Annotated in this window: 15 protein-coding genes and 1 pseudogene; 15 read left to right on the forward strand and 1 reads right to left on the reverse strand. The window is 39.3% G+C overall.

The genetic code is table 11. From position 1 onward, the window contains the following. From folK to ACLTU0_RS02700, 7 genes are all read left to right on the forward strand, one after another. Positions 1–659, forward strand: a 659-nt coding sequence (gene folK, locus ACLTU0_RS02670; protein ID WP_412321326.1) for a 2-amino-4-hydroxy-6-hydroxymethyldihydropteridine diphosphokinase, incomplete at its 5' end; no start/stop codon positions are given. Between the two features lie 177 nt (positions 660–836). Further along, positions 837–1970: a ribose-phosphate pyrophosphokinase gene (locus ACLTU0_RS02675; RefSeq protein ID WP_022231021.1), complete on the forward strand. Its 1134-nt coding sequence runs from the start codon at positions 837–839 to the stop codon at positions 1968–1970. Between the two features lie 9 nt (positions 1971–1979). Next, on the forward strand, positions 1980–2732 hold the full coding sequence (locus tag ACLTU0_RS02680; RefSeq protein WP_022231022.1) for a nucleotidyltransferase family protein: 753 nt from the start codon (positions 1980–1982) through the stop codon (positions 2730–2732). A gap of 185 nt (positions 2733–2917) precedes the next feature. Continuing rightward, a complete protein-coding gene (locus tag ACLTU0_RS02685) occupies positions 2918–3367 on the forward strand; it encodes a CtsR family transcriptional regulator (protein WP_022231023.1) in 450 nt (149 codons plus the stop codon). A 14-nt stretch (positions 3368–3381) separates the two neighbouring features. Beyond that, on the forward strand, positions 3382–3753 hold the full coding sequence (locus ACLTU0_RS02690) for a UvrB/UvrC motif-containing protein (RefSeq protein WP_022231024.1): 372 nt from the start codon (positions 3382–3384) through the stop codon (positions 3751–3753). After that, the gene (locus tag ACLTU0_RS02695) at positions 3750–4748 is read left to right on the forward strand and encodes a protein arginine kinase (protein ID WP_022231025.1); all 999 of its coding nucleotides are present in this window, start codon (positions 3750–3752) and stop codon (positions 4746–4748) included. The genes ACLTU0_RS02690 and ACLTU0_RS02695 overlap by 4 nt, the downstream gene beginning before the upstream one ends. A gap of 38 nt (positions 4749–4786) precedes the next feature. Beyond that, positions 4787–7240, forward strand: coding sequence for an ATP-dependent Clp protease ATP-binding subunit (locus ACLTU0_RS02700; protein ID WP_412321327.1), 2454 nt, complete (start codon positions 4787–4789; stop codon positions 7238–7240). A gap of 95 nt (positions 7241–7335) precedes the next feature. Here the strand turns inward: ACLTU0_RS02700 and ACLTU0_RS02705 are convergent, their stop codons facing one another. Then, the gene (locus ACLTU0_RS02705; protein ID WP_412321328.1) at positions 7336–8517 is read right to left on the reverse strand and encodes a stalk domain-containing protein; all 1182 of its coding nucleotides are present in this window, start codon (positions 8515–8517) and stop codon (positions 7336–7338) included. A gap of 186 nt (positions 8518–8703) precedes the next feature. Between ACLTU0_RS02705 and cdaA the strand changes: the two genes are divergently transcribed. The 8 genes and pseudogenes from cdaA to jag all read left to right on the forward strand — a co-directional run. Continuing rightward, positions 8704–9546: a diadenylate cyclase CdaA gene (gene cdaA, locus ACLTU0_RS02710; RefSeq protein ID WP_117965249.1), complete on the forward strand. Its 843-nt coding sequence runs from the start codon at positions 8704–8706 to the stop codon at positions 9544–9546. Next, positions 9543–10730, forward strand: coding sequence for a YbbR-like domain-containing protein (locus ACLTU0_RS02715; RefSeq protein WP_022231029.1), 1188 nt, complete (start codon positions 9543–9545; stop codon positions 10728–10730). Before cdaA ends, ACLTU0_RS02715 begins: the two co-directional genes overlap by 4 nt. Before the next feature lie 12 nt (positions 10731–10742). After that, entirely contained in the window at positions 10743–11627 is an 885-nt protein-coding gene (gene hslO, locus ACLTU0_RS02720) for an Hsp33 family molecular chaperone HslO (protein WP_117965245.1), read from the forward strand. Positions 11628–11757: 130 nt separating this feature from the next. Beyond that, positions 11758–11892 (forward strand): 50S ribosomal protein L34, encoded by a 135-nt coding sequence (gene rpmH, locus ACLTU0_RS02725; RefSeq protein ID WP_022231031.1) that lies wholly within the window; start codon positions 11758–11760, stop codon positions 11890–11892. 81 nt (positions 11893–11973) lie between these two features. Then, the gene (gene rnpA, locus ACLTU0_RS02730; protein ID WP_022231032.1) at positions 11974–12306 is read left to right on the forward strand and encodes a ribonuclease P protein component; all 333 of its coding nucleotides are present in this window, start codon (positions 11974–11976) and stop codon (positions 12304–12306) included. Then, the gene (gene yidD / locus ACLTU0_RS02735; RefSeq protein WP_022231033.1) at positions 12303–12545 is read left to right on the forward strand and encodes a membrane protein insertion efficiency factor YidD; all 243 of its coding nucleotides are present in this window, start codon (positions 12303–12305) and stop codon (positions 12543–12545) included. The genes rnpA and yidD overlap by 4 nt, the downstream gene beginning before the upstream one ends. Before the next feature lie 5 nt (positions 12546–12550). Next, positions 12551–13534, forward strand: a complete 984-nt coding sequence (locus tag ACLTU0_RS02740; protein ID WP_412321329.1) for a YidC/Oxa1 family membrane protein insertase — start codon at positions 12551–12553, stop codon at positions 13532–13534. Further along, a pseudogene (jag, locus tag ACLTU0_RS02745) lies at positions 13482–14222 on the forward strand (RNA-binding cell elongation regulator Jag/EloR); the annotation flags it as partial. The gene ACLTU0_RS02740 and the pseudogene jag, both read left to right, overlap by 53 nt. Between the last annotated feature and the right edge of the window lie 289 nt (positions 14223–14511).

Genomic DNA, 14511 nt, shown 5'->3' on the forward strand with positions numbered 1-14511 from the left:
ATGCAGAAGTGTGTAATCTTATTACCAAAGTAATGAGAAACAACACATTTAAGCTTATTGAGGCGGCAGCGGAAAATATTGCCGAGAAAATATTGCTTGAATACGATTTAATAAGAGAAGTAACAATAACATTAAAAAAACCTTGGGCGCCGATTATGATGAGTGTTGATACTGTGGAAGTGAGCATAACGAGAAAATGGCATAGGGCATATATTGCACTCGGTTCAAATATGGGTGACAGCAAAGGTCACCTTGACGGTGCTGTCAAAGAACTTGACGCGGATAAGTATTGCAGAGTGAAAAAAGTGTCGGAGTTTATCGTGACAGAGCCTGTCGGCGGTGTTGAACAGGACGATTTTTTAAACGGCTGTCTTGAACTTGAAACGCTTTACACACCGTATGAATTGCTTGATTTTTTGCATAAAATCGAACAGGCACATAACAGAGAACGCATTGTTCATTGGGGACCGAGAACACTTGATTTGGATATTATTCTTTATGACGATGTTGTTATGTACGAGGACGATTTAATCATACCTCATATCGAAATGGAAAACAGAGAATTTGTTTTAAAACCGCTTTGTGAGATAGCGCCTTATATAAAAAATCCCGTAAATGGAAAATCAATAAAACAACTTTTAAGTGAAATTCAAAAATAAATAATTTTGTACAAAATATTTTTATACTTTTTATGCAAAATAATACGATATGTCACTTGAAAAATATCGCTACTTATGATATATTTGTAATGTAAATGTAAAATAAGGTCGTAGACGGAAAAAATCCGTCGAGGAGAGAGAAAATTTAATACATATCCAGTAAGAAGGAGAATTACAATGACAAACAACTTTATAAGTAACGAAACACCGATAGTCGGCAAGCTTAGTATCATAAGTATGAAAGGCTGTGAAGGCATAACGGCTAAGATTGATGAATATCTTAGAGCTTTTAGAGGTTATGAGGATACAGAAACTTATGTTACTCATGTAACTTGTCCGAGATTTGGTACAGGCGAAGGAAAATGCGTTATCGATGAAACCGTAAGAGGTCATGACGTGTATATCATATGCGATGTGTTCAATTACGGTGTTACCTATAAAATGTACGGAGTTGAAAATCATATGAGTCCTGATGACCATTATCAGGATTTGAAACGTGTTATTGCCGCAATGGGCGGTAAGGCAAGACGTGTTACTGTCGTAATGCCTATGCTTTACGAGGGCAGACAGCACAGAAGAAACGGTCGTGAATCACTTGACGCGGCACTTATGCTTCAAGAACTTGTTCATATGGGCGTGTCAAATATCATTACATTTGACGCACACGATCCGAGAATTTCAAATGCAATTCCACTTGCAGGTTTTGATGATGTTCAAGCGACATATCAGATGATAAAGGCACTTGTCAGAGCCGTTCCTGATATATCACTAAACAAAAAAGATACTATTGTAATCTCTCCTGATGAAGGCGGTATGTCAAGATGTATGTACTATTCATCAGTGCTAAAGCTTGACCTTGGTATGTTCTATAAAAGACGTGATTACTCTGTAATCGTAAACGGCAAAAACCCTATTGAGGCTCACGAATATTTGGGACGTGACGTAAACGGTAAGGACGTTATTATCGTTGACGATATGATTTCATCGGGTGAATCTGTAATTGACGTTGCAAATAACCTTAAAAAGCAGGGTGCAAAGAGAATATTCGTATTTGCGTCATTCGGTCTTTTCTGTAACGGTCTTGAGTGCTTTGATAAAGCGGCGGCAGACGGTATTGTTGATAAGATTTTCACAACAAACTTGATTTACAGAAATCCTGACCTTGCAACTCGTGAATGGTACTGTGAAGTTGATATGTCAAAATATATCTCACTTCTTATCGATACTCTTAACCATGATGAAACTATATCAAGTCTTCTTAACCCTGTTACAAAGATTAAGAATCTTGTCAGTAAACTTGAAAATAAATAGGAGATAATTATGCAGTGTGTGTTGTTGGCGGCAGGCTATGCCACAAGATTGTATCCGCTTACGGAAAATATGCCTAAGGCACTTTTAAAACTCGGTGACAAGACTATTTTGGAAATGGTTACGGATAAAATTGACGAGGTTAGCGATGTCGAAAATATCTACATTGTGACTAACGAAAAGTTTTATAAGCAGTTTGAAAAGTGGTGCGAAAGCTATAAAGGCCCGAAAAAAGTTAAGGTTATTAACGACCATACAACTAGTAATGATAACAGACTCGGCGCAATCGGTGATTTGAAGTACGTTATTGATACGGAAAATATCAATGATGAAATTCTTGTTATGGCAAGCGATAATATATTTGATTTTTCGCTTTGCGATTTTGTGGATATGTACCGCAGTAAAAACGCTGATATGATTTGTGCGCATACGATTGAGAATAAAGAAGATTTACATTCTATGGGCGTTGTTGAACTTGACGGTGACGGCAAGGTGACAAGTTTTGAAGAAAAGCCGAAACAACCTAAATCGGATTTGGGTGTACCGCCGTTTTATCTGTATAAACGCGATACACTGCCTCTTATAGATGAATATTTGAAAGAGGGCAATAATCCCGACGCACCGGGACACTTCATACCGTGGCTTATCGGAAAAAACGATGTGTACGCATATGTGTTTGACGCAGTTCGTATTGACATCGGTACACCGGAAAGCTATTATGACGCTTGCGAAAAGCAGAAAAACGGTACATTGTTTAATAAGTAATACTAAAGGACAGTTTAAAAACTGTCCTTTTTACTTGCAATCAAAGATGAGGGAAACCTCATCTTTTTTGTGTTCACAAATTGTTAAAAAACTAAATACAAAATATTCATTGACAAAAGAAACAATGTGAGTATAATAATAGATGAAAGGTCAAAGAAAGTCAAAGTCAAAGAGGTGATTAAAAAATGGGTATGAGTGATAAGATAGAAGCTTTCATAAACGAACTTCTGAAAGACGATACGGACGAATGGTTGGAGCTTAAACGAAACGAACTTGCTTCAATATTCGGATGTGTTCCGTCACAAATTAATTACGTTATTTCAACAAGGTTTAATCCCGAACACGGTTATATCGTCGAATCAAGACGAGGCGGCGGAGGTTATTTGAGGATTAAACAGGTAAAGCACGAAGATGGTATCATAATGCAGACCATCAAAGCCGTAGGCGAAAGCCTTGACGAGAAAACCGCTAAATCATATTTGGCAAACTTAATCAGGCACAACGCTCTTGATGAAAGAACAGCTTCAATTATATTCAGCGGAATATGCGACAATTCTTTGACTGTTAATCAACCACAAAAAGACAAAGTAAGAGCAAATATATTTAAGAATATGCTTGCTATGGCAGGTAAATAAGGAGGATGATTGGAATGTATGATTTATTTTCAGATTTGTTTGATGGGTTTGATTGGTTTATGCAGCCGACAACTTATAAAGAGGAAAAGAAATGTCCCGTTTGCGGACGTACTTATTCCGATTTCAGACGAGATGGCAAGCTTGGGTGCAGTGAATGTTACAAAGTGTTCAGAGGTCCTGTAACCGAAACATTACGACAAATTCATCCGAGTACCGTTCATGTCGGTAAGATACCGTCAAAGTCAGGCGAAGAACTTAAATTAAAGAGAAAGTACGAAACACTAAAGCAAGAACTTTCGGCGGCGGTTAAAAATGAGGATTACGAAACAGCCGCAAAACTTCATAAACAGATTCGTGAAATAGAAAATGAGGTGAAAAAGTCATGATTTGGTATAAAAATAATAATTCGGACATAGTTGTTTCAACAAGAATACGTCTTGCGAGAAATGTTGATAAAACACCGTTCCCGAATGCCCTAAAGGACACAAAGGAAGTAACAGAAAAAATTAAAAACGCTGTTTTGGGCGGTAATTCGACATTGGCAAAGGATTTTGACTTTATTGACCTTGATAATACACCGCTTATCAGAAAACAGGAGCTTGCCGAAGAACATCTTATAAGTCCTGTTATGTGCGAGGGCAAAGGTAAGTCGGTTATGATAAGCAAAGACCGGACAATGAGCATTATGCTTATGGAGGAGGACCATATCAGACTTCAGATTATAAAAGACGGCTTTGCACTTGACGAGGCTTACTCACTTGCAAGCAAGGTTGATGATGTAATCGAAGAAAATATCACATATGCTTTTGATAATGATTTCGGTTACTTGACAGCTTGCCCTACTAATACAGGTACAGGTATGAGAGCGTCGGTAATGATGCACTTGCCTGCACTTACAATGACCGAGAATATCAACAGAGTTATTTCTTCGGCAGGCAGTCTTGGCATTGAAGTAAGAGGTCTTTACGGTGAGGGTACAAAGGCATACGGTAATTTGTATCAGATTTCAAACAGAATTACTTTGGGACTTTCCGAAAGTCAGGTAATCGAAAAATTGACTAATGTGGTTAATCAGATTATCGATATGGAAACAAAAGCAAGAAATATGCTTAAAGAAAAAAATTATGACGTCATTGCGGACAGATTGTTCCGCTCATACGGTACACTTAAATATGCACGAAGTGTGTCGTCATCAGAGGCAAAATCACTTTTGTCCGATGTAATGCTTGGACAAAGTTTGGGTATAATTCCAAAGGAAAGCAAAATTGCACCGCTTGAATGTATGGTGCTTTCAGAGCCGGCGCTTGTGTGTGATGGTAAGGAATTATCACCGAATGAACGTGATAAAAAACGTGCAGAATTAATAAGAAACAATATCTAAATAACAAATAACACATAGAAGAAAAGGAGTTGATTATTATGTTATTCTCAAATTTCACAGAAAAAGCAAGAATTGCGATTAGCGAGGCTCACGATGCGGCTGCGGAAATGGGTCATAACTATATTGGCAGTGAACATCTTCTTATGGGACTTATTCGAGAGGGTAGCGGAGTGGCTGCTAAAGTGCTTGAGAAAAACGGCGTAACCGCCGAAAAGGTTAAAGATAAAATAAACGAATATATCGGTATCGGAGTTTCTCTCCCACAGCAGACCGAACTTCCGCTTACACCGCGTTCAAAACGTATTTTGGAAATGAGTGCACTTGAGGCAAGACGTTTGAACCACAGTTATATAGGTACAGAACACTTGTTAATGGCTATCATTCGTGACGGTGACGGAGTTGCCGCAAAAATTCTTGAATCGCTTGGTGTTAATTTGCCGAATTTCTATACGGATACAGTCCGTTCAATAGAGGGTGACGTTGAAATGGAGTCACAGCCGGGCGGCGAATATCACCCAAATCCAAATTCGTCAACACCGACTCTTGACCAGTTCGGACGTGACTTTACAGCTATTGCGAAAGAGGGTAAATTTGACCCCGTAATCGGCAGAAGTAAGGAAATCGAACGTGTAACTCAGATTTTGTCAAGACGTACAAAGAATAACCCGTGCCTTATAGGTGAACCGGGTGTAGGTAAAACAGCCGTAATTGAGGGACTTGCTCAGAAAATTGCGTCAGGCGACGTTCCTGAGCCGTTAAAGACAAAACGTCTTGTATCGGTTGACCTTTCAAGTATGGTTGCCGGTGCAAAATACAGAGGTGAATTTGAAGAACGTTTGAAGAAAGTTGTAAATGAAGTTCTTGCGGCAAAGAATGTAATATTGTTCATTGATGAATTTCATACAATCGTCGGTGCAGGCAGTGCCGAAGGTTCGATGGACGCGTCGAATATCCTAAAACCGTTCCTTGCAAGAGGTGAATTGCAGCTTATCGGTGCGACAACGCTTAAAGAATATAAGAAATATATCGAAAAAGACGCCGCACTTGAAAGACGTTTCCAACCTGTAACAGTCGGTGAGCCGACAGTAGAAGAAACGGTTGAGATATTGAAAGGTATCCGTGACAAGTACGAGGCACATCACAGCGTAACAATCACAGATGACGCATTGAAAGCCGCCGCAACATTGTCGTCACGTTATATCACAGACAGATTTCTTCCTGATAAGGCAATCGACCTTATTGATGAGGCGGCATCTAAAAAACGTCTTGGATCACAGACAGAGCCTGATGATTTGAAAGAAAAAGAAAAGAAACTTGAAAAATTGCAGTCGGAAAAACAAGAGGCTATAACTGCACAAGATTTTGAAAAAGCCGCAAAAATCCGTGATGAAGAAAAGGTATTGAAAGAAGAAGTTGAAAAACTAAAATCTTCTTGGAAAGGTACAGGTTCATCTTCGGGACTTGTTGTAGACGAGGACGATATTGCCGACATCTTGGCAGACTGGACTCATATTCCTGCCGCAAGATTGAAAGAGGAAGAAATGGAGAGATTAAAAAATCTTGAAAATATTCTTCACGCAAGAGTTATCGGTCAGGACGAGGCAGTAAGTGCGGTTGCGAAAGCAATCAAGCGTGGCAGAGCCGGACTTAAAGACCCTAAACGTCCGATTGGCTCGTTCTTGTTCTTAGGTCCTACCGGTGTAGGTAAAACAGAACTTTCAAAGACTTTGGCTGAAGCGATGTTCGGCAGTGAAAATGCACTTATCCGTGTAGATATGTCGGAATATATGGAGAAGCACGCCGTATCTAAATTTATCGGCTCACCTCCGGGATATGTAGGATTTGAAGAGGGCGGTCAGCTTACTGAAAAAATCAGAAAACACCCTTATTCGGTAATCTTGTTCGATGAAATCGAAAAGGCACATCCTGACGTATTCAACATTATGCTGCAAATTCTTGATGACGGTATTCTTACAGACGCACAGGGCAGAAAAGTAGACTTCAAGAACACTGTTATCATTATGACATCTAACCTTGGCGCAAAAGAAATTCTCGGCAATGTATCATCTAAACTTGGTTTCAAGAAAGACGAGGAAAAGGACAAGAACATCAGTGAACACGATAGTATCAAGAATAAAGTTATGGAAGAAGTTAAACGTGCGTTTAAACCTGAATTCCTTAACAGAATTGACGATATAATCGTATTTGACAGATTGACAGAGGATAACATCAAGGAAATTGCAAAACTTATGCTTAAATCTCTTGAAAAACGTTTGAATGCGAATGAAATCAATGTAACATTTACGGAGAGTGCCGTAAGCAAAATTACTAAGTCGGGCTTTGACCCTGTATACGGTGCAAGACCTTTAAGACGTGCAATTCAAAACGAAATCGAAGATATGCTTTCGGAAGAAATCATTGACGGTAACATTAAGAGCGGTGACAGCATTACTGTAGATGTTGAGGACGATAAGTTTACTGTTAAAAAATAAAACCTAAATAAGGCAGTCACATTTTTGCGACTGCCTTATTTATGCAAAAAAATATAGTTGCTCATTTGAGCAACTATATAAATTTTTGTATTTAATTATGCAGCCGGAGTAGCTGTCGGAGCAGCTGTTTCAGCCGGAGTTTTTGTCGGTGCTACAGTAGCAGATGGGTCTGCGGTAGCCTCAGGAGCAACAGTGGCTGTTGGGTCTGCAGTAGCCTCAGGAGCAACAGTAGCTGTTGGGTCTGCAGTAGCAGTTGGTTTAACTGTTTCGGCAGGAGTATCAGTACCGTTTATAACAACTTCAGCTTGGCTGATCTTTAGATCATCACCTTCATATTGTACTGATTTATTGCCTACATTGCTAACTGAGTCAACAAGAAGTGATGTGTTGAAACCAAGCTTTGTGTTGTATCCGTTTGAAAGTTGGAATGAACCCTTTTCGCCTGTAAGTGACTTAAATGTAAGTTTCATAACAGCACCGTCTGTCTTAACTGCTGTTTCGGCATTAACAGTAATAGATGCGGCTTTTACATAACCGTATGTAAATTCAGGGTTTGCGGCACCGATTGCACCTTCGATTACGTTGTCGCCGTTTACAAGTTCGGCTTTTACGAATTCAAATGCAGTAGGGTCATACTTAACAGTTGCAGTTACGCCTGAAACAAATTTTTCAGCCGGAAGATTTTCTGCGTTTACAGAAAGAACAACTTCTTCGTCCTTAGCGGCTGTTAGCTTGTCAGCTGAAAGTGACAATGCAGGAACGCCTGCGTCTGCTGAAGGAGCGTTAGCTGTTGTGATATTGATTGTATAATCTTCACCGTTCCATTGAACATCTGCGTCAAGAGCCTCGCTGATTGCTCTTAGAGGAATCATAGTTCTGTCGCTGATGATTTGAGGAGCAACGTCCAAAGTTACGTCATTTTCAGGAGCAACGAAGTCTTGTCCTGACATAAGAGCTCCGAAAACACCGCTTACGTCAAAAACTTTCATTGTACTGTCGTCGATAGTCAATCTGATAAGAGTTTTGTTATCAGAACTTGTAACGTCAACAGTTCTTGTATCTTCTTTCCATTCAACCTTTGCACCCATAGCCTCAAATACGCCTCTTGCAGGAACAAGAGTAGTACCTTCGCCAAGAATTACAGGGGCTTGGTCGTCAAAAAAGATTTGACCTTGGTTCACGAATACAGTAGGAGTTTTATCCTCTGCCATAGCAATACCTGTGCATGAAACTGCAAGTGCAGCTGCAAGAGAAATGCTTAAAATTTGTTTCTTCATAAAAAATACTTCCTTTCGTTTTACGAATTTATCAAACATTATAACACAAAAACTCGAAATATACAATAAAATTTTTTAAATTTGTATAGCCATACAATCGAAAATGTAGTATAATAGTAAACAACTGAGGTCATATAGAGGATATATCGCCTTAAGCTCCAAGAAAAATGAAAGGAGTATCTGAATATGAATGCGTTTTTGGAATACTTGGTAAAATATGTACAGTTGCTTAGAATAAGTGATTTAATTGATATATTGATAGTTTCGGTTATAGTGTATTATCTTATAAATTTAATTCGTGAAACAAGAGCAATGCAACTTGTAAAAGGTATTATATTTTTGTTTATGGCATTCTTTTTAAGTCAGTGGCTGAAACTTAATGCTTTGAACTATATTTTAGGCGGTGCAATGCAAATCGGTGCATTTGCGGTAATCGTAATATTTCAGCCCGAATTGCGTAATTTGCTTGAAAGAATGGGGCGTTTCAAAGTCGGACGCATAATTGATTTTGCGTCGGACACTACAGAGGACGATTTACACAGGGTTATAGATTCGATTGCACAAGCCGCCGCGAATATGTCGGCGACAAAGACTGGTGCGCTTATTGTAATGGAACGTGCAACGCGATTGGGTGAATATATAAGTACGGGAACAATGCTTGACGCGAATGTATCAAGCGGGCTTTTGGAGAATATATTTGTACCGAACACACCTTTGCATGACGGTGCGGTTATAATAAGGAATAATAAAATTGTGACAGCCGGCTGTCTTTTGCCGCTTACCGCAAATAATAATTTATCAAGAGATTTGGGTACACGTCACAGAGCGGCGATAGGACTCAGCGAAGTCACAGACGCGGTTATTATAGTGGTGAGCGAAGAAACAGGCAAGATTTCCATAGCGTTAAACGGCTCGCTTACGCGTAATCTTTCAAGAGAGTCGCTTGCAAAGGCACTTAAAAAGATTATGAGTCAAAAGCAGGAAACGAACGAAAAGATAGATAAGATTATGTTTTGGAGGACGAAATGACGGAGAAGAAAGCGAATGTAACGAATACTCAAAAGCTGAAAACCGTAATACTTTCGGTTTTCCTTGCAGTAATCGTGTGGTTTATGGTTATATATGTGAATGACCCCGATATTACGACTACCGTTTCGGATTTGAATGTAAGATTTGTCGGTGAAATGTCGCTTAGGGATAAAAAACTTGCGGTGACCGGTAAGGATAAAATTCCCGAATTGTCGGTTGTTGTAACGGGTAAACGAAGTGACCTTATGAATTTTATGGACGATATATATGTTCAGGTTGATGTCAGCGATATTGACTCAACGGGTGAATATAATTTGTCGGGAGTGATTTCAATTCCGACAACGAGAATTTCAGTTGAAAAGGAAAAGTACGGAGATATTCCGATTACGGTTGAACCGCTTGAAATGAAAGATATTGAGGTTACTGTAAAACAGACCGGTATGCTCAAAGACAAGATAGTAAAATCGTCTGTAAATAATCCGACTGTCACAATAACAGGTGCAAAAAGTGAAATAGACGAGGTTGCAGGTGCTATTGCAACGGTTGATGTGTCAAGTATTCAAGAGGACGGCGTGGAAAACGTGAACTATCTTCTGACGGACACAAACGGTGAACTTATAAACAAGAATGAAACGATTGAAAGTGCACGTTCTTATGTGGAGGTTGTAAATACGATATATGACGCAAAACTTTTGCCTGTTGTGCCAAGACTTTCGGCAGAGCTTGACAAGGAATATATTTTGAAAGCGGATAAATCTTTTGCCACACCTGCAAGCGTTACGGTTGGCGTGGACGAAACTAATACGGATGATAAAGTCATTGCACTTATAGATAAAGTTCCGTCAGACGGTTTCGGCGAATATGAACTTGAATTGTCAAGCGGTATGTATATACCGGAGGATAATAAAAAAGTCAAGTATAAATTGGATATAGTAAAAAAAGCCGTTGCACAGCTTGAACTTACCGTACAGGCACAAAATGTACAATCAGGTTTGACGGCTAAGATAAACAATAAACTCATCGCACAGGTTTGGGGTGAGGAAGGAAAAATTACCACAGATAATGTAAAGGCTTACGTTGACGTAAGCGGACTTGGAGCGGGAACATACAATTTGCCTGTAAAAATTGAAGGTGAAAATGTTAGTTTCGCAGAAAATTATACAATAGAAGTTACTGTAGAATAGGAGAATAAATAAATGGCAGATAAATTAGTAAGAGGAAACAGTATGGACGGTGCAATCCGTGTTTTTGCGGCGGTGACAACCGACCTTGTGAATGAGGCACAGAGAATACATCATACTTATCCGGTTGCAACGGCTGCACTCGGCAGATTGCTTACAGGTGCGGCAATTATGGGTGCGGCAGGATTGAAGAATGAAACAGACAGTATGACGGTTCAGATAAAGGGCGAGGGTGAAATTACAAACCTTGTTGCCGTTACGGATTGTCATAGTAGGGTCAGAGGTTACGTTTCAAACCCGTATGTTGACAGACCGCTTAACAATAAAGGTAAACTTGATGTCGGCGGTGCTATCGGCGGCGGATATTTGAGCGTTGTACGCGATTTGGGATTGAAAGAGCCGTATGTCGGACAAATTCCGCTTGTATCGGGCGAAATTGCGGAGGACTTGACATATTATTATGCAAAAAGTGAGCAGATACCTACATCGGTTGCACTTGGCGTGCTTGTTGATACAGACAACAGCGTAATAGCGGCAGGCGGTTTTATGATACAGCTTATGCCGGAGGCTACCGAAGAAATGGCGGTTCAGCTTGAAGATATATTAAAGGAGTTGCCTCCTGTTACGACAATGATTAAAGAGGGTATGACTGCGGAGGATATTCTGTTCAGAGTAACGGAAGGATTTTCGATGGTATGTGAAAACAAGGCGGTTGTACCGGAATATAAGTGTACGTGTTCAAAAGAGCGTATGGAAAAAGCACTTATTTCAATAGGTAAAAAAGAGCTTGAAGAACTGATTGAGGATCAGGGGGAAGCTGAACTTACTTGCCAGTTCTGTGATAATAAATACCATTTCAATAAGAAAGAACTCGAAGATTTATTGGAAAAAGCAAAATAAATAAAGAATTTAGTAAAAAATGCTTGACAATCCGAGAGAAAATCTATATAATATTTGAGGTGTCTATTTTTATGATAGGAATAAAGACGGCTGATTGGGGCCGGAATTAAGCAGAGGAGGTGCTGTAACAATGAAAAGAACATTTCAACCGAAAAAGCGTCAAAGAGCTAAGGAACACGGTTTCAGAAAGAGAATGTCTACTAAGTCAGGCAGAAAGATTTTGGCTAGCAGAAGACAGAAGGGCAGAAAGAAGTTATCTGCATAATATATGAAGATGTAGGCAGGAAGCGGGGAGGAATTCTTTGCTTGTTGCCTTTTTTTCATAATAAGACAAATGAGGTTTAATATGAAAAACACTCAAAGTTTAAAACTCAACAGAGATTTCAGACGTGCATACAAGGGTGATAACTTTGTCGGAGGATATACCGTTGTATATATGAAGAAAAATAAATATCAGTTTAACCGTCTTGGTTTGAGAGTCGGTAAGGCGACCGGTAAGGCTGTTACGCGAAATCGCTTGAAAAGGCTTATGCGTGAGAGTTATCGCCTTATGGAAGATGATATTGAAAAGGGTTATGACTTCATAATTGTTGCACGAAACAGAGCTGTTGGAAAAACACAGTCGCAGATTCAAGGCGATATTAGGTTTGCTATGAGAAAGCTGGGACTAATTAAATGAAAAAATTTTTAATCGCATTGATTGATTTTTACAGACACCAAATTTCACCGTATAAAGGCGGGGCGTGCTGCCGGTTTGTCCCGACCTGTTCACAATATGCAAGAGAGGCAATAGAGAAATACGGTGCTTTGTACGGGACATATCTTGCCGTAAGAAGAATATTGAGATGTCATCCGTTTCATAAGGGCGGCTATGACCCTGTACCCGATAAACATAAAGGCAGCGGAGAGGAAAAATAAGACATATGTTTGAATATCTTATTACACGACCGATGGGCTTTATAATTGAGCACATCTATAATCTTGTTTCAAATTATGGTCTTGCGATAATTATCTTTACGATTCTTATAAAGCTGATTTTAATTCCGCTTAACATACATTCGCAAAAGGCTATGAAGAAACAGCAAAAAATACAGCCGCTGATGGCTGAACTTCAAAAGAAGTATGCAAATGACCAAGAAAAACTTCAGCGTGAAATGATGAAGATTTATAAGGAAAATAATATAAGTATGACAGGCGGCTGCTTGCCTATGCTTATTCAAATGCCTATATTGATTGGTCTTTATCAGGTTATTCAGAAACCTCTTTCATACCTTGCAGGTGTTGATTGGGCTAATGCGTCGGTTATTAACGAAGTTATCCGTCTAAAGGACGCAATGGTAAATTTGGGATATAACATTGGTAATCTTGCTAATGTTACAATGGAACAGCTTGCGAACAATTCGCAAATCCAGCTTTCAAAGTGGGCAGGTATTGTCGGAACACAGGGAACGGCTCTTGAAGGTGTTTCGGGCGGAGTTCACCCTTGGGTATTGAATTTCAATTTCCTTGGTCTTGACCTTTCAAACGCACCGTCAGCGGCTTTCGGACATATTATGGCACTTGATTTTTCAAATATGAGTGTTATATTATTGCTGCTAATTCCTGTTTTGGCGGTTATTGCGTCGGTAATTTCAATGAAAGTTACTCAGGCACAGACAGGTCAAAATCAAAACACAGAAGGTCAGGCTGCTCAAATGACAAAGTCAATGAATCTTATGATGCCGGTAATGACAGCGTTCTTTACAGTTACACTTCCGGCAGGTCTTGGATTGTACTGGATTATAAGCTCAGTTGTACAAATTCTTCAGCAGTTGATACTAAATGCTTTTTTAGATAAGAAAGGGGAAGAGATCGTTGTCACAGTTCCAGAAAAGAAACAACAGCATAGAAAAAAACGCAAAAAATAAACAAGACGCAATCGAACTTGCATTAAAAGAGCTTAACGCAAGCAGAGAGGACGTTGAAATAGAAGTTCTTGACGAGGGTTCAAAAGGATTTTTGGGAATCGGTGCAAGAGATGCACGTGTTAGAGTAACTCTTATAAAGAGCGAAGAACCTGTAAATGAAACTTATGTTCAAGAAAAAGAAGAAGTAGCAGAAACAGAAGTTAAGCCTGTAAAGCGTGAGCCGAAAGTGAAGAAAGAATCACTTGGCGATCCGGCTGATGACGCTAAGAAATTCCTAAGCGACATATTTAACGCAATGGATCTTGACGTTGCCATTGACGCAAAGATGGAGGAACAGTCTGTTTCAATCGACCTTTCAGGCGAAAATATGGGTATTGTAATCGGTAAAAGAGGTGATACTCTTGACAGCTTGCAGTATCTTACTTCACTTGTTGTAAACCAAAGATCAGATGATTATATCAAGGTTTCAATAGATACTGAAAATTACAGAGAAAAACGTGAGGAGGCATTGTTGGCACTTTCAACACGTCTTGCCGATAAGGTTACAAAGACAGGTAAGAAGTTTACTTTAGAGCCGATGAATCCGTATGAAAGAAGAATAATTCATTCAAATCTTCAAGACAGCGAAACAGTAACAACTTATTCTGTAGGTTCAGAACCGTATCGTAAAGTCGTAATTGCACCTAAGAATGCAAAGCCTTACGGTAAGGGCGGTTACAAAAAGGACGGCTATAAAAAAAGAAGTCCAAAGCCGCACAGAAATCATTCGGATAAGCCTGTTGCAGAAAAAACAGGAAGTTATACAACAACTTATAAAGCTGACTTCAAGCCTCAACAGCATAAGGCAGAATACAAGAACTTTGAAGATTATCTTGCAGGTCACAGTGATGAATTTAAAGGTGAAGAATAAGTCTAAAAGCTATCGCATATTTGCGATAGCTTTTTCTTTGTTAAAAATGTATCAAATTGACAAAACA

This window comes from Hominilimicola sp. (genome assembly GCF_046972485.1).
GTDB classification, from domain to species: Bacteria; Bacillota; Clostridia; order UBA1381; family UBA1381; genus Hominilimicola; species Hominilimicola fabiformis.